The sequence below is a fragment of the Croceivirga sp. ABH4_376 genome, assembly GCF_056160685.1.
Map to the genome: position 1 here is coordinate 171,995 of NZ_JBSWXQ010000003.1, position 16,728 is coordinate 188,722.

17 protein-coding genes are annotated in these 16,728 nt (G+C 36.7%); 4 read left to right on the top strand and 13 right to left on the bottom strand.

Annotation, left to right across the window (positions count from 1 at the left end; translation table 11 throughout):
* Positions 1-109: 109 nt before the first annotated feature.
* The 4 genes from ACXAGS_RS09255 (at position 110) to ACXAGS_RS09270 (ending at position 4,348) form a co-directional block, all read left to right on the top strand.
* Positions 110-1,006 (top strand): NifU family protein, encoded by an 897-nt coding sequence (locus ACXAGS_RS09255; protein WP_474906273.1) that lies wholly within the window; start codon positions 110-112, stop codon positions 1,004-1,006.
* A gap of 52 nt (positions 1,007-1,058) precedes the next feature.
* The gene (locus ACXAGS_RS09260; RefSeq protein ID WP_010518444.1) at positions 1,059-1,259 is read left to right on the top strand and encodes a dodecin family protein; all 201 of its coding nucleotides are present in this window, start codon (positions 1,059-1,061) and stop codon (positions 1,257-1,259) included.
* 62 nt (positions 1,260-1,321) lie between these two features.
* The gene (locus ACXAGS_RS09265; protein ID WP_474906274.1) at positions 1,322-3,427 is read left to right on the top strand and encodes a thioredoxin domain-containing protein; all 2,106 of its coding nucleotides are present in this window, start codon (positions 1,322-1,324) and stop codon (positions 3,425-3,427) included.
* An 87-nt stretch (positions 3,428-3,514) separates the two neighbouring features.
* Entirely contained in the window at positions 3,515-4,348 is an 834-nt protein-coding gene (locus ACXAGS_RS09270) for a mechanosensitive ion channel family protein (RefSeq protein WP_474906275.1), read from the top strand.
* On the opposite strand, the gene tsaB is transcribed toward ACXAGS_RS09270, so the two are convergent.
* The 13 genes from tsaB to ACXAGS_RS09335 all read right to left on the bottom strand — a co-directional run bounded on the left by tsaB (position 4,345) and on the right by ACXAGS_RS09335 (position 16,697).
* Positions 4,345-5,025, bottom strand: coding sequence for a tRNA (adenosine(37)-N6)-threonylcarbamoyltransferase complex dimerization subunit type 1 TsaB (tsaB, locus tag ACXAGS_RS09275; protein ID WP_474906276.1), 681 nt, complete (start codon positions 5,023-5,025; stop codon positions 4,345-4,347). The genes ACXAGS_RS09270 and tsaB overlap by 4 nt on opposite strands.
* Positions 5,026-5,042: 17 nt before the next feature.
* Positions 5,043-6,383: a TolC family protein gene (locus ACXAGS_RS09280; RefSeq protein WP_474906277.1), complete on the bottom strand. Its 1,341-nt coding sequence runs from the start codon at positions 6,381-6,383 to the stop codon at positions 5,043-5,045.
* Between the two features lie 44 nt (positions 6,384-6,427).
* Positions 6,428-7,537 (bottom strand): efflux RND transporter periplasmic adaptor subunit, encoded by a 1,110-nt coding sequence (locus ACXAGS_RS09285; RefSeq protein WP_474906278.1) that lies wholly within the window; start codon positions 7,535-7,537, stop codon positions 6,428-6,430.
* Positions 7,538-7,574: 37 nt separating this feature from the next.
* Complete coding sequence (locus tag ACXAGS_RS09290) at positions 7,575-8,831, bottom strand: ABC transporter permease (protein WP_474906279.1); 1,257 nt, start codon at positions 8,829-8,831, stop codon at positions 7,575-7,577.
* 2 nt (positions 8,832-8,833) lie between these two features.
* On the bottom strand, positions 8,834-10,063 hold the full coding sequence (locus ACXAGS_RS09295; protein WP_474906280.1) for an ABC transporter permease: 1,230 nt from the start codon (positions 10,061-10,063) through the stop codon (positions 8,834-8,836).
* Complete coding sequence (locus ACXAGS_RS09300; protein ID WP_474906281.1) at positions 10,056-10,757, bottom strand: ABC transporter ATP-binding protein; 702 nt, start codon at positions 10,755-10,757, stop codon at positions 10,056-10,058. Before ACXAGS_RS09300 ends, ACXAGS_RS09295 begins: the two co-directional genes overlap by 8 nt.
* Before the next feature lie 92 nt (positions 10,758-10,849).
* Positions 10,850-11,962: an efflux RND transporter periplasmic adaptor subunit gene (locus ACXAGS_RS09305; RefSeq protein WP_474906282.1), complete on the bottom strand. Its 1,113-nt coding sequence runs from the start codon at positions 11,960-11,962 to the stop codon at positions 10,850-10,852.
* A gap of 31 nt (positions 11,963-11,993) precedes the next feature.
* Complete coding sequence (locus ACXAGS_RS09310) at positions 11,994-13,250, bottom strand: ABC transporter permease (protein WP_474906283.1); 1,257 nt, start codon at positions 13,248-13,250, stop codon at positions 11,994-11,996.
* A gap of 2 nt (positions 13,251-13,252) precedes the next feature.
* Positions 13,253-14,497 (bottom strand): ABC transporter permease, encoded by a 1,245-nt coding sequence (locus ACXAGS_RS09315; protein WP_474906284.1) that lies wholly within the window; start codon positions 14,495-14,497, stop codon positions 13,253-13,255.
* Positions 14,498-14,583: 86 nt separating this feature from the next.
* Complete coding sequence (locus ACXAGS_RS09320; protein WP_474906285.1) at positions 14,584-14,817, bottom strand: hypothetical protein; 234 nt, start codon at positions 14,815-14,817, stop codon at positions 14,584-14,586.
* Positions 14,810-15,340: a DUF420 domain-containing protein gene (locus tag ACXAGS_RS09325; RefSeq protein WP_474906286.1), complete on the bottom strand. Its 531-nt coding sequence runs from the start codon at positions 15,338-15,340 to the stop codon at positions 14,810-14,812. Before ACXAGS_RS09325 ends, ACXAGS_RS09320 begins: the two co-directional genes overlap by 8 nt.
* The gene (locus ACXAGS_RS09330) at positions 15,341-16,084 is read right to left on the bottom strand and encodes an SCO family protein (RefSeq protein ID WP_474906287.1); all 744 of its coding nucleotides are present in this window, start codon (positions 16,082-16,084) and stop codon (positions 15,341-15,343) included. It abuts the gene before it with no gap.
* Positions 16,065-16,697 carry a hypothetical protein gene (locus tag ACXAGS_RS09335; protein ID WP_474906288.1) on the bottom strand — a complete coding sequence of 211 codons (633 nt, stop codon included), beginning with the start codon at positions 16,695-16,697 and terminating at the stop codon, positions 16,065-16,067. Before ACXAGS_RS09335 ends, ACXAGS_RS09330 begins: the two co-directional genes overlap by 20 nt.
* Positions 16,698-16,728: the final 31 nt, after the last annotated feature.

Below are 16,728 nucleotides of genomic sequence, written 5' to 3' on the forward strand. Positions count from 1 at the left end.
TAAGTGTATCTCTCTAATTAATAAAACAAAAAGTATAACGGTAATAAAGTAACATTATTATATCTATGTAACGCCAAGATTACTTTGTACTTTTGTAGAAATTTTAGCCATGAAAGATTATAACATAACCGTAGTAGAGACCAACAATCCTGCTATTTTGAAGTTTGAGGCAAATCATTTTCTAGTAAAGGACAATTACGAGTTTAAAAATATAGATGAGGCTAAAAAATCGCCTTTGGCCCAACAGCTGTTTCATTTACCTTTTATAAAAACAATTTATATCTCTGGGAATTTTGTAGCCATGGAGCGTTTTGATATTGTAGAATGGAACGATGTTAAAGACGAAGTTGCCCAAAATCTAGTAGAATATTTAAATGCGGGAGAGCCTGTTGTTATAGAAGATACTGAAAACAACACACCCATTTCTGTCTATGCAGAGGTTACACCTAATCCTGCAGTTATGAAATTTGTAATGAACAAAGTTATTGTTCCTACTATTTTTGAGTTTAAAAATATAGACGAGGCAAAAGGATCAGAATTGGCCAGTCAATTGTTTCACTTTCCATTTGTAAAAGAGGTTTTTATAGACCAAAATTATGTTTCCATCACAAAATATGATGTTGCAGAATGGAACGAGGTAACTATGGAGGTTAGAGAGTTTATCCGCGCCTACTTTGCAGATGGTAAGGAAGCTGTTTCTGCTGAAGCACTTTCTAAAACAAAGGCGGCCAATAAAGTACAAGCAAAACCTGAAGTACAACAAGATGAAACTTCACAAGCCATTATCTCTATACTAGAAGAATATGTAAAACCAGCAGTAGCCAGTGACGGCGGTAATATCATGTTTGAGTCTTACGATAGTGAGACTAAAAAAGTTAACGTTATTTTACAAGGTGCTTGCAGTGGCTGCCCTTCTTCTACGTTTACCCTAAAAAATGGTATAGAAACGATGTTAAAGAACATGTTGGGTGAAAAGGTAAGTGAAGTTGTTGCCATAAATGGCTAATGTTTTTAAATAGAATTTCTTATCTTCTAAGAGAATTCTAAAAACATTAACTATGGCAATTTTAAAAGTGATTGAAGTATTGGCTAATTCTAGTAAAAGCTGGGAAGACGCCACAAACAAAGCGGTAGAACAAGCTGCAAAATCGGTTAAGCACATCCGTTCCGTTTACGTTAACGAGCAAAGTGCCACGGTAAAAGACGGCAAAGTAGATGAATACCGTGTAAACGTAAAAATTACTTTTGAGGTAAATTAAATAGAAAATACCGCATAACTTAGCGCCTAATCAGGCGCTTTTTTTGTACCCAATTCTAAATTATGAAACAATACATATTTGGTTTATTTCTAGGAACACTTTTTCTAGTTGGCTGCCAAGAAACCCAAAAGAAAATGGAACATAAATACACCAATGCTTTAGTAGACGAAACAAGTCCATATTTATTACAGCACGCCCATAATCCCGTAAATTGGAATGCATGGAAACCAGAGGTTTTAGAAAGGGCAAAAGAAGAAAACAAACCCATACTGATAAGTATAGGTTATGCTGCTTGCCATTGGTGCCACGTTATGGAAGAAGAATGTTTTGAAAATGAAGAGGTAGCAAGCTTGATGAACGAAAATTTCATCAATATTAAAATTGACCGCGAAGAGCGTCCAGATGTAGACCAAATTTATATGGATGCCATACAAATGATGACCGGTAATGGGGGTTGGCCCTTAAATATAGTTGCGTTGCCAGATGGTAGACCATTTTGGGGCGCCACTTATTTACCAAAAGACAATTGGACTAAATCGCTCAAAAGCCTAATTGACCTCTATCATAACGATCCTGAAAAAGTACAGGAATATGCGGAAAAACTAGAACAGGGCATACAGGCCATAAATCTAGTAGAAAACAAAACCTCCAAAATAAATTTTACTAAAGACGAATTAGATTTAGCCGTACAAAATTGGAGTACTAGTTTTGACACCTATCTTGGCGGCTACAAAAGGGCACCCAAATTCATGATGCCCAATAACTTGGAATATCTTTTACATTATGCCACAGCCAATAAAAACGAAAGCATTTTAGAATATGTAAACACTACCCTGACTAGGATGGCTTATGGCGGTATTTTTGACCCAATTGATGGCGGTTTTTCTAGGTATGCCGTTGACGTTAAGTGGCACGTACCGCATTTTGAAAAGATGCTGTACGACAATGGGCAACTAATAAGCCTATACAGTAAAGCCTATGCAGTGACCAAAAATCCGCTATACAAAGAAACCGTAGAAAAATCTGTAAGTTTTGCCAAATTAGAATTACTAGATAATAATGGTGGATTTTATTCTAGCTTAGATGCAGACAGCAAAAACAGTAACGGTGAACTAGAAGAAGGTGCCTATTACGTTTGGACCGAAAAAGATTTGGATAGCATTTTAGGTAGTGAATCCAGCATTTTTAAAACCTACTACAACATTAATAGCTACGGCCATTGGGAAGAAGACAAATATGTTCTTATCAGAGATGCAAGCGATAATGAAATTGCAGATAGCCTAGGAATAGCTACAACTAACTTAACACAACAAATAGCTAAAAATCTTAAAGAACTAAAAAAAGTTAGGGACCAAAGGGAAAAGCCAAGATTAGACGATAAAATCCTAACCTCTTGGAACGGACTAATGCTAAAAGGATTAACCGATGCTTACCGTTATTTACAAAATGACAATTACCTACAATTAGCATTAAAAAACGCTAATTTTCTAGAACAAGAAATAATACAAGAGGATTTTTCGGTGTATAGAAACCATAAGAACGGCAAAAGCAGTATCAATGGTTTTCTAGATGACTACGCAACGCTCATAGAGGCGTTTATAGGCCTTTACGAGGTAACTTTTGACGACCATTGGCTAACGCTAGCAAAAAATCTTACAGACTATGCCATTACACATTTTAAAGACGATGAAAGTAACATGTTTTACTATACTTCTGATCTGGATGATAAATTGATTAGACGAAGTATAGAAACAAACGACAATGTTATCTCCGCTTCTAATTCCATAATGGCCAACAACCTTTATAAACTACACAAAATCTACATGAAAGAACCGTATGGAGAAATTGCTTCTGCCATGCTTAACAACGTGCAAGACAATTTTATAAAAAGCGCACAAGGTTTTTCTAATTGGATGCACCTTATCTCATACCAACAGAATAATTTTTACGAAATAGCCATAGTTGGTGATGCGTATAAAAAGATAGCCCGTGAGTTGAGCAAGGAATATATTCCCAACAGCATACTAGTTGCTACAAAAGATGACCAAAGTTCAATAGAATTATTACAAAATAGGCACGTTCCAGACCAAACCTTAATTTATGTATGCATAGAAGGTTCTTGTAAATTACCAGTTGCCACCCCGGAAGAGGTGTTAAAACAACTATAATTCTCACGCTAATTTTAACCCAGTTTTAATTTCATTAATTTGAAATGTTAAAATCTATGCCGTAGGTTGGCAGCCTAAAATAAAACTATGTTAGAAGAATTTCAGAATTACGAAAAACACATAAACAAAGCCATAGAGTGGTTTTGGGATTTGGTACCCAATTTAATTTTGGCCATTATTATACTTTTTGCTGGTTTATGGTTTATTAAAATCATAAATAAGTTAGTTCGTAAATTTTTTGCCAAAAAAGACTATGACGAAACTTTAGAGAGTTTTTTACAAAGCTTCATCAGTATTGGTCTAAAAGTGATGTTGTTTGTGTTGGTGGTAACCCAACTAGGTGTACAAACCTCTTCATTAATTGCGATGATTGGTGCCGCTGGTTTAGCCATAGGTTTAGCCTTACAAGGATCCTTATCCAATTTTGCCGGAGGCGTATTAATTCTTTTGTTCAAACCATTTAGGGTGGGCGATTTTATATCTGCCCAAGGTATAGATGGCACAGTAAAGGAAATTTCAATTTTTAATACGAAACTGAATACTTTTGGAAACCAATTAGCCATTGTACCTAACGGCCAATTGGCTAATGGTAATATTGTAAATTATAGCGCAGAACCTATTCGCAGGGACAACTATATTGTAGGTATAGGCTATGGTTCCAACATTAAAAAAGCCAAGGATATTCTGCTGGCACTTTGCGAGCAAGATGAACGCATACTCAAAGAACCTAAACCCGAAGTTTATGTAGCTGAATTAGCAGATAGCTCTGTAAATCTTTCTTTACGCTGGTGGGCCAAAAATGAAAATTTCTGGGGCGCCAAGTTTAATCTTATTGAACAATCTAAACTTAAGTTTGACGAGGCGGGTATTGAAATACCTTTTCCGCAACGGGTTATACATTCAGAAGAAATAGACGATTAAGCCTTTTTCTTCTTAGTCTGTAACACAAAATCCTTAAGATAATAGGGTTCAAAATAGGCAACATCCTCAAACAGTTGTTGCTCAAATCTAATAAAAGACAATTGTGCCATTTGCGCTGCAGATGGCACTTTTTCATGATGGTAAACAAACTTTACCTCTCCCAGTTCCCCTTTACATTTTTCAGCTCCGTTACCTACCAAATGTACCTTTCCCTTACTGGCAAAATGCTGAAATGAATTTGCATCAATAATTTCAGCTTCGGTTGCTCTTAGCGCGTTATATTCAGCATCAAAAACACAGGAATAAACCTCCATACGTCTTGCATCCAAGACGGGAACAATAAACTCATTGGGCTGTACACTAACTTGCTGCGCCAAACTTTCTAAGGTTGGAATAGCGATTAATGGCTTATCCAGAGAAAAACACAAACCTTTAGCTGCAGACACCCCAATTCGCAGACCTGTATAAGAACCAGGTCCCTTACTCACCGCAATTGCGTCTATGTCTAAAAAAGACAAAGAAGCCTTTTGTAAGGCTTCTTTTATAAAAATATGTAATTGTTCTGAATGCGAATAATTAGCAGTGTTTTCTTCTACTAAGGCAACTGCTTTACCATCTACGCCAATACTTACAGAACAATTGGTTGTTGCTGTTTCTAAATTTAAGATTGTAGCCATACTAGCTACAAAGATACCTAGTTCAATTGTATTGGTAAACCAAAATAAAATTCTAGAATCTTAATTCTAAAAATATAATCGTACTTAGTTCTAATTACGTTTGCTTCTGCATCATCTACACGAGATTGTGCTTGGCTAAAAGCAAAACTATTCATTAACCCAACCTCAAAACGATCTTTTGCATATTGAAAAGCGGTTCTTCTTGCCTCCAAAGTTTTTTGTGCGGCCTCATAAGATTTTCCAAAAGTTTTTACATCTGCATAAGCTTGCTGTACAGTAGCCTCTAAATCTAGCTTATCTTGCTCGTATTGCAATTTTATACGCTCCAAGCTAATCTGAGAACGTTTTACATTATTACGGGTACTCCATCCATTAAATATTGGTACATTCAACTGTGCACCGTAAGAAATACCATCGTTTAACCATAATTGGTCTACAAACTTTACATCTTCACCAGTAAATGGGTTTCTGTTCTGATCAGAATATCTGGTATTGTAGTTAAAGAAAGCTCCTAAAGTTGGCATGTATGCTCCTTTAGCAATCTCTACATCTTTCTCTGCTAGTTCAACATTTGCCTTAGACAACTTTATGTCGTTCCTAAAGGTCAAGGCTTTGTCAAAAATTGTTTTGGCAGATTGTTGTAAGATATCACTTGGTGGCACTTCAAAGGTCTCATCAGCAATATCAAACGTTTCGTAATCCGTTATTTGTAATAATTGGGCAAGACTAATTCTAGAAATGAGTACTAAGGCCTCATTATTTACTATTTGTTGTTCTTGTGAGGCAGCGGTTGCTTCAATCTCTAACAAATCTCCCTTAGGTACAACACCAGCTTCTACCAATTCTTTTGTTCTATTTAAGTCTTGTTGTGTTACTACAAATTGCGCTTCTGATACTTTTAAGGCTTCTTTATTGGACAACACTTGCAAGTAAGCATTGGCAACGTTCAAACGAATATCATCTTTTAAATCATCTAAACGATATTGTGATGCTAGAGCATTCATCTTTGCTCTTTTCAGGTTGTTATAATTTCTCAATCCGTTAAACAGGGTTACACTAGATGTCATATTCATGGAAGAAGACAAAATAGTACCGGATACCAGATTATTAGTAGTTGGATCCAGTATTAAACCGGTATTTCCAGATAAAGAGGCTTGGCCGTTTAAATCTGGCAACAAATTACCAACTGCGTCTGATTTCTCAAGTTTTACGTTTTCCAAATCCAACTCCAATTGGGCAACGGTTATGTTGTGGTCTACGGCATAGGTAACGCACTCTTCTAAGGTCCATTTTTTAACCTGTGCCGAAGCCATGCTCACGGCACCTACAAGTGTTAGTATAGCTATTTTAAATTTCATTCGTTTTTTGATTTTATGGTTTCTTAAATCAGTTATCAACTGGCCTAATTATCCGTAGATTTCTTTTCTAGTTTGTTCCAAACTTTAATTTTGTCACCTTCACTTAAACCAGAAACAATTTCTACGTCAATTCCATCGCTAATACCCAATTCTACATCCTTACGTTCGTATTGGTTTTCTCCGGTTTCTACCTCTACATAAGGTTTTTCCGTATCCTTATCAAACTGTAAAAGTGCTTCTTTTATAGACATTACATCTTTCTTTTCATCTAAAACAATAGAAGCGTTTGCAGAGTATCCTGCGCGGATGTTCATACTATCGGTCACTACCAAATCCCCTTCAATTTTAAATTGAACCGCTCCTTCTTCTTCAACACCTTTAGGAGCAATAAATTTAAGTTTGGCATCAAATTTACTTTCTTCCAAAGCGCCTAAGCTAATTTCTAAGGGCATACCCACGTGTAGCTTCCCTACCTCAGCTTCGTCCACTTCTCCTTCAAATATCATCTTACCCATATCTGCTATCGTTGCTATGGTTGTACCATCATTAAAGTTGTTACTTTGTATTACTTGATCGCCTTCCTCTACCGGAATCTCTAAAATAGTACCGTTAACAGTAGCTCTAATATTCGTGTTTGCACTTGAAGAACCACCGGCAGATCCTTTAAGAATTATCTGGTAATCGTTTTGTGCATTTTGCAATTCCAATTTGGCTTGATCAAAAGCTAATTGAATATTCTGAAAGTCTTGCGCAGACACTACGCCCTTATCAAATAGGGTTTTGTTCCTTTTATAATCGGTCTCGGCATTGGTCAATGCTACTTTTGCATTGTTAACCCTACCTCTTGCTTGGTATACAGACTGTTCGTTAGGAACTACTTTAATCACCGCAATTAATTCTCCGGCCTTAACTTTAGCCCCTTCTTCTAAATAGACTTTTTCTATGATTCCAGAGATTTGTGGTTTAATTTCAATTTCGTCTTCTGGAATTACTTTACCGGTAACAATAACCTTATTGGTAATATCTTTTTTCTCTACGGTCTCTGTTTTAAACAGTTGCTTTGGTTTACTGTTCTGCTTTAAGAAAACCACGATTGCGCCAAGGATTACAACGACCCCTAGCCCTACTAAACCGTATTTTACAAATTTGTTCATTGTATTACTTTTTGTATTTGATTAGTTATTTTGATTTTTATTCTTCTCTTAGTGCCTCTATTGGCCTAATTTTTAATGCTCTATTGGCTGGTATTAATCCTATAAGTACACTTAGCCCTACCATTAACACAAAGGATATGGTAAATTGAGGTATGGTTATCATTGGATTCACGAAAGGAAAATCTTCTCCGGAGCCAAATGCCGCATTTAAACCCGAAAGAATACCTATTGAAATAGCGAAACCGATTAAACCTGCAAAGGCAGTTAATACAATTGCTTCTAACACGATCTGCCGTTTTACTATCTTAGGTGTTGCCCCCATGGCCCTACGTACCCCAATTTCTTTAGTACGTTCCTTAACGGTTATTAGTAGTATATTACTAATGGCTATAACCCCTGCTAACAGGGTAAACAGGCCAACAAAGAACGAAAAACCTTTAAGCACAGTGGTAAAGGCAGAGATATTGCTGAAAATTTCAGAAAAATCAAAACTACCAATAGCTCTTTCATCTGTTGGGGCTATATCGTATTTATTCTTAAGTAGGGTTTTTATTTGCGACTCTACAAAAGAAACTTTTGTGTTGGCATCTACGGCAATGGCCATCCACCCCATACGATTACCAGAACCAAACGCTTTTTGAAACGTGGTAAAAGGTATAAATACCGCATTTTCTCCATCAATGTTGATGTTGTCATTTGGCTTATACATGCCCACAATGGTAAAAAACACTCCATTGATTCTTAATTCCGTACCTATAGCCTGCTCTCCTTTGTCAAAAAGCAATTCATACGTTTCTTCCCCAATAACACAGACTTTTTTAGCTTCATCAATATCACTTTTGTTTAAAAACCGGCCCTCTACCAGCTTCTTTTTAGTGATTTCATCTATCTGCGGAAAATCTCCATAAACTGCCGATCCACTGGTACGGCCTTTTCTGTAAACTGAAACCACACCCCTATGAGAACCCAATTCTATCCGAGGGGCCAACACTTCAATTTCTGGAATGTTCTTTTTAAGGATTTCTGCGTCTTCTATTTTAAATTGAATTCTTCTACCTCTCTCAAATCCTTTATAGGGTTCTGAAGTTGCCTGGGCCCAAACAAAAAGACTGTTAGAAGCCGTACCGGCAAAAATCTTATCAAATCCATTGCTCATACCATTGGTAGAACCCAATAGCAAAACCAAAATAATCATAGCAAAAATCACCCCTAGCATGGTCAGGAACGTACGGAACATATTTTGCCCCAACGTATGAAATATTTCTGACCACATGTCTCTATCAAATAACCACATAACTATTTATCGCTTAATGCTACAATTGGTTTAACTTTTGCTGCTTTCATAGCAGGTAGCAACCCTGCCAATACACCGGCAACAATTAGAATAATGGTTGCCGTTACTACAACCCCAAGACTTACGTTAGGATTGCTAAATGCAGGAGATTGTATGGTAGGTCCTATTATGGCAAGGATAATCCAAGCAAATAGTAACCCAACGAAACCAGAAATAGCGGTTATAAATACAGATTCTAGAATAACCAAGTTCACTATTTGGCTAGGTTTTGCCCCTAACGCTTTACGAATGCCTATCTCTTTAGTACGCTCTTTAATGGTAAATACCATGATGTTACCAATACCCACAATACCTGCTATCAAGATTAAAAACCCCACACCAATACCTATAAACCTTAATACTGCCGTGAACTTACTTATATCATCAAATGCTTGAGCATAGTTCCAAACCCCAATTGCCGCTTGATCGTCTGGGTGCACGGCATGCCTCCTTTTCATCAATATCTCTAAACGATCAGAAAATTCTAACGCCTCCGTTAAGTCATAATTTGGATTATATGTAAGCGCTATAGAGTTTATGAGGTTGGTATTGCCATAAATTCTCTGGTAAGTAGTCATTGGCGCATAGATAACCCGTTCTGCATTGTCATCTCCTTCATCCGTGAATACACCAATAACCCTAAATGGTAATCCATTAAACTCTACAAACTTTCCAATTGGGTCTTCCTTTTTAAAGAGGTCTTCGGCCACTTTTCTACCAATTACGGCCACTTTGGCCTTGTTTATATAATCGGCTTCATTAATATATCTGCCAGACATCATCAATGTCTTTTCAATCATTTGATGGTCTGGAGCCACCGCTTGTACGGAATAAGAACCGGTTTCGCTTTTATATCTTGCCGTTGTACTTGCCCTATACCTACCACTTATGTATTCTATATCTTTTGGAAAACTGGCCTTTATGTATGCAATATCATCATCTTTGAACTGAATTCTACGATCGGCCTCAAAACCGCCATACGCTTTAGAGGTTACACCAGAACGAACAAAAATTGAATTATTGGCATCGTCATTAAATTGGGTATAAAACCCATTTTGCATACCATTAACTGAGGCAAGTAACATTACCAATATAAAAATTGCCCATCCAACAGAAAAACCAGTCAAGAACGTACGAAGCTTGTTCTTTTTTATGGTATTAAAGATTTCTTGCCAAACGTCTCTATCAAACATACTGTTCGGCTCTAACTTGTTCTACCTTTTTATCCTCTACGATTACACCATCCTTTAGGTGAACTATTCGCTTGCACATTTCTGCAATATCTGGTTCGTGGGTCACTACTAAAATAGTATTGCCCTCGTCATTGATTTTCTGTATCAAATCCATTACCTCATAGGAGGTTTTACTATCCAAAGCTCCTGTAGGCTCATCTGCCAGAAGTACTTTAGGTTCCGCGGCCAATGCCCTTGCAATTGCCACCCTCTGCTTTTGACCACCAGACAATTCACTAGGTAAATGATGCGCCCAATTTTTAAGACCAACCTTTTCTAAATAGGCTACTGATTTATCTTGACGCTCTTTTCTACCCACTTTCTGATAGTATAAAGGCAATGCCACATTTTCCGCAGCCGTTTTATAATTAATTAGGTTAAAAGATTGAAAGATGAACCCTAAAAACTTATTTCTATATTGTGCAGCTTTTGTTTCGTTAAGGTCTTTGATAGGAACACCATCTAAATTATATTCACCACTATCTGCCCCATCTAACATTCCCAAAATGTTTAATAAAGTAGACTTTCCTGATCCTGAAGAACCCATTATGGCAACTAATTCACCATCTTCTACACTAAAATTGATTCCTTTTAAAACGTGTAGTGAATTACTACCCATTCTATAAGATTTATGAAGATCTTTAATTTCTATCATGATTGGTTAATTTGCTATTTGGCTAGCTTTTGCTATTTGACTATTGAAAAGTTGATTTGTTACAAAGCGAATCTAAAAATTGTGTTAAAGTATTAACGCTCACCTATTTCCTCTTCCACGTTGTTCCAAATTTTAATTTGATCACCTTCATGGATGCCGTTTTTTACTTCTACGTAAATACCATCACTAATACCTAATTCTACTGGTCTTTTTTCAAACTTTTGGTCTCCTACGGCAATTTCTACAAAGGGTTCTTTTGTTGCATCATCAAACTGGACTAGTGCTTCTTTTAAAGCTAGTACGCTATCTGCTTTGGCCAAGATTATTGAGGCGTTGGCACTAAGACCAGCTCTAATAAAGGTAGTATCGCTTTTGGTCAAAGTTCCTTTTATTTCAAACTGTATGGCGCCATTTTCTTCTACCCCTTTTGGTGCTATGTAATCCAATACAGCATCAAACACTTGGTCTTCTATGGCCCCTACGGTAATCTCTAAAGGTAAATTTTCTTTGATTTTACCTACTTCAGATTCATCTACCTTACCTTCAAAAATCATTTTTTCAACATCTGCAATAGCAGCAATAGTTGTACCCTCATTAAAATTGTTACTTTCTATTACTTGATTTCCTTTTTCTACAGGAACATCCAAAACCATTCCATTGACCGTTGAACGAATTAAAGTGTTTGCTTCGTTTCCATAACCGCTGGCCGTTCCTGTTTTAATAATGTCGTACCTTTTATTTGCCGCATTATAGGTTTGCTTAGCTTGATCAAAGGCTACTTGCGCGCGCTCCAAATCAGTTTTAGAAATCACTCCTTTTTCAAAAAGGCTGTTTTGGCGTTCATAATTTCTGCGCTGATCATCTAAATCTATCTTTGCCCTATCAATAGCATCCCTAGCATCATTTACCGCACTTAAATTAGGCACCACTTTTATCTTAGCCAGCAAATCGCCACTTTTTACATAGTCTCCACCTTCTACAAAGACTTCTTCTATTACTCCGGAAATATTAGGTTTAATAAGCACTTCTTCTAAAGGCAAAATACTACCTGTAGCTACTGTTTTTTTAACAATGGTCTGTTTACTCGGCTCCTCAGTTTTATACACTATTGGGTCTTCTGCATTTTTTTGGTACAAATAGTACATAGCACCCCCAAAACCTAAAACAATGGCTGCTAGAATTAATATGGTTATCGATTTTTTCATTGGTTACTATTTATTTTTGATTGATTATTCTTTACTCTGTTCTTAACGCCTCTATAGGTCTAACTTTGATGGCCGAATTGGCAGGTAAAAAACCCGCTAACAGGCCTGCAAACATTAATACAGCAAGTGCTCCTGCAACCACATTGACGCTTACACTAGGATTCATAAACATATCTACTGGCCCAACACTATCTAATAATGCGTTAATACCGTAAATGGTTAACGCCCCAAAGATGATACCCGTCATCCCAGAAATAAGTGTAAGAAATATAGATTCCATTAAAATCTGCTTTTTAATACTCCAAGGTGACTCGCCCAACGCTCTTCTAATCCCAATTTCTTTGGTTCGTTCTTTTACCACAATTAGCATAATGTTACTTACACCTATTATTCCAGAAAGCAAGACAAAAGTTCCTACGATAATCGCTATCCATCTAATGCCAGAGAAGAGACTTTCTACCCTTCTATATTGTTCATATAAATCAAAATGCCCCACTGCCCTGCTATCTTCTGGATGCACTTTATGGTTGGCTTTCATTAAATCTATAATCTGATTTTTTAAAACCGAAATGGAATACCCGTCTTGAGCGGTAATAGCCATCCAGCCTACAGTTTCTCCCATGTTAAATGCTTGCGAAAAAGCCGTAAAGGGTACAAATATTTCTTTTTGTCCTTCTTCATTACCATTGCTGGAATTCTTTTTATAGGTACCTATAACTAAAAAATTAACACCTTGTATTTTTATATAGGTTCCTAACACCTTCTCGCCTTTGGCATATAATTCGTTTTTAACACCCAAACCAATAACGGCCACCTTTCGTTTTTCGCGGATATCATTATGATTAATAAACCTTCCGGAAGTTACCGTCATTGGATCTTGGTTTATTATTTCAGGATAATCCCCATAAACATTATAGGCTCCTGTATTTAGACCTCTTACTACATTGTTGTTTCCTCCAAAGCCACCCAATTGGTTTCTTGGCGAAACAAACCGCAAGTGAGATACATTGTCTTTTATTGCAGTAACGTCTCCAACCTTAAAATTAAACCTGCGGTCTTTAGGCAAACCTTCATAAGGCTTGGTAGTTCTCCTTGTCCACATAAACATGGTATTGGTGGCAATATCTCCAAAGTCTTGTTTAATACCATTTTCCAAACCTTTACCGGCCGCTAGTAAAACAATGAGAATAAAAATGCCCCAGAATACCCCAAAAGCAGTCAACAAAGTTCTAAACCAGTTACTGGTCAACACTTCTAATATTTCTTTCCAACGATCCTTGTTAAACATACCTACTCGTCTCTTAAAGCTTCTATGGTATGCACTTTAGCCGCTCTCCATGCGGGAAAAAATCCCGCGATAGTACCTGCCACTACCAATACAATCACCGTTGTAAACGCCACATTAAAATTTACGGACGGGTTCAAAACATAGTCAATCTCTATATGCGGACCAACAATTTCTAATAACGCCATGCTAAAAATGAGCCCTGCAAACCCAGAGATAGCGGTAACAAAAATGGCTTCGTGCAAAATCATCCCTATTATAGACCAAGGTTTTGCGCCCAGGGCCTTTCTTATACCAATTTCCTTAGTACGCTCTTTTACCACGATCAACATAATATTGCTAACCCCTACCACGCCCGCTATTATGGTGCACACGCCTACAAACCAGAAAAAGATTTTTATATTATTTGTTAAGCCGTAGTACCTTTTTGCTTCCTCCATGGCACTCCAGACCTCTAGCCCACTGGTATCATCTGGCGCAATGGTATGGCTTTGTTGTAAAAAAGATTTTAAATTGGCTTTAAAGCGCGTGGCCTCTACCACGGCATCATCAAAATTATCTTTGGCGGGCAATGTAAAAGACATGTTGTTTACACGGTCACCACCATTAAATACTTTTTGGGCTGAAGTTATAGGAATGTAAATACGCTCTTCTTCCCGGTCTTCATACTCCGTGAACACCCCAATAATTTTAAACGGTATACCGGATAACTTTATATATTCTCCAATTGGTGTTGCAACATCTTTAAATACATCTGTTCGTATTTTTTTACCAATTACCGCAACTTTTGCTGTTGTTGCTTCGTCTTGATAATTAATGAACCTGCCATCTATCATCTTCGCGTTTTCTATGAACTGAAAATTGGCAGAAACACCCTGTACGCCATAAACCAAAGATTCTTTTTTATAGTTTACCGCTACGTTATTGACAAAAACACGTGAGGAGCCATACTCTATCTCCTCTTGAAATAGTGCTGTGGCTTTGTTATAATTTTCATTGGTTAAGGTTATACGCCTACCCGGATTAAGACCTTTATGTTCTTTAGAAGTTACACCTGGCCATACCCACAAACTAGTTGCGGCATCTTGTTTAAACTCTTGCTCTATACCATTACGCATTCCTTGGCCAAAGCCTAGAAGAATTACAAGAATAAATATACCAGAGGCTACGGAAATACCTGTTAGAAAGGAACGGAGTTTGTTCTTACGTAAGGTATCAAAGATTTCTTGCCATCTTTCGATGTCTAACATTTGATTGGTTTTTTTGATTGATGAATACCCTAGGGTATACCAATAAGACTAACCAATTTGCAATATGTTACAGTAAAATTGAATTTTTATGCCGTAGTAGAACGCATTTTACGATAGATAAAATAAAATAACCCTCCAACCAATATATATGGAATAGCCATAAGATAAACTATACCATTATTTATTCCTTCGGCCCTGCTATTGTCTGCCTCGCTCTCTAAGGCAGCTCTACACATGGCACATTGTGCATTGGCTGTTTCTGGAATTAGCACCAAAAAAACCGCTAAAACTAAGAGTATTAAGTATCTAGTATTATACATAATAAGGAGATATCATCAAATAAACCACAACACCTGTAACAGCAACATACAACCAGATAGGAAAGGTAAATCTGGCCCATTTTCTGTGCGCAACAAAATCCCCCAAATAAGATTTACTGTAGGTAATTAATACCAAAGGGATTATGGCTATAGACAAAACAATATGTGTTAACAAGATAAATAAATAGATTGCTTTAATAGCTCCTGTACCACCAAAGGGGGTAGAATCCGATGTCATATGATAAGCTACATACATCACCAAAAACAACAATGAAAACACAATACAGGTTGTCATTAGATTTTGATGTAATTTTTGGTTGCCTTTTTTTATGGCAACTACAGCCATTATTAAAAAAATTGCAGTTAAACCATTAATTGTTGCGTAAATAGGAGGCAAAAAAGACAAAGGTTCCACATTTGGAATCTTAAACATAAACAATACCGCCACTACAACTGGGATAAGTATGGACAAGACAGTTATCCACACCTTAATCTTCTTTTCATTCATCTGTACCGTACTCATCTAATCCTTCAATAATTTATTAATATCCTCCTTTAAAATGGTGATTTGTTGCGTTTCGCCCTCTGCATTTACACCTTGTTTTTCTGTTATTGTGCCGCGGTAATAAATTAGTGGATTTCCAAACTGATCCACCCTTGACCGTAAATATCCATTTTTATCTACCAAAGCAAACATACCGCTATGTTCAAAACCACCAGGAGCGTCTTCAACTTCGTTGGCAAAAATATAGAACCCCTCTTTTGCCAGCTTATGAATAGCTTCTTGATCACCAGTTAAAAAATTCCAATCTTTATCTGTGGCACCATATTTAGCGGCATACTCTTTTAATCTTTTCGGTGTATCATACCTGGGATTAATGGTAAAAGAAGCAACGCCAAAGTTTGCTTCATCTTTAAATTCGTTTTGAATTTGAACCAAATTTTGGGTCATTACAGGGCAAATGGTTGGGCAGGTGGTAAAAAAGAAATCGACCAAATAAACTTTACCCAAATAATCTTTATTGGTTACCCAAACGCTATCTTGATTTAAAAAGCGAAACGCCGGCACCTTTCTTTTTTTTCCATTATTAACAATGAAAGCCAGTTCTTCTTCCATTCTAGTACCGTTCATTCTATCGTTTTGAACTACAGTACCCTCTTTAACCCGCTTGGTAATCTCATAAACAGCAAAGATTCCGAAAATCAAAACTATGGTAGATACCCAAACGTAGGTGTATTTCTTTTTGCTATTTGACCCTTGTGGCATTGTTCTTTTTTAAAGCTAAACGATATTCTGCTAGGATGATTCTTACATCATCTATCATTTTATTTGTTAATTCTGCCACCGATGTAGCATCAAAACCATATTTAACACCTTCGTCCTCATCATCTGTTCTTCCTCTAAGATTACCCTCTTTATCAATAATAAAAACCAAGGGAGTACCATAATCATTACTTAAGGTTTCTTTAGTACCCAAACTAGAAAATAGGTTTTGTATTTGCATCGGCGATGCCCCTACAAAATTCCATTTATCGGTATCCGAAAGTTTACCAATTTCATATTTTAAATCTTCTACTTCCTTATCTTGACCTGGAGTTACCAATACGATAAACTGAAAATCTGTAAACTCTGCAAAGCGTTTGTATATTTTTTGATTCAGATTAAAAATCATACCCTTTTTATCGGAAATATTTTCTCCTAAAAAAACAAGTATGGATATCTTATCTGTAAATGTTTTACCAGAATCAATAGTACTGATATTGGTAACATTTTCTTGAAGCACGGGTAATTTTCCAAAGTTGTTTACCCCGGTAGCAAAAAAGAGATAAGCCACCACTGGTAAGACAAACAATACAAATAGAACAAAAGTCTTTTTCATAGCAAAAAGTTAACCAGAGTCCATCTCTAAC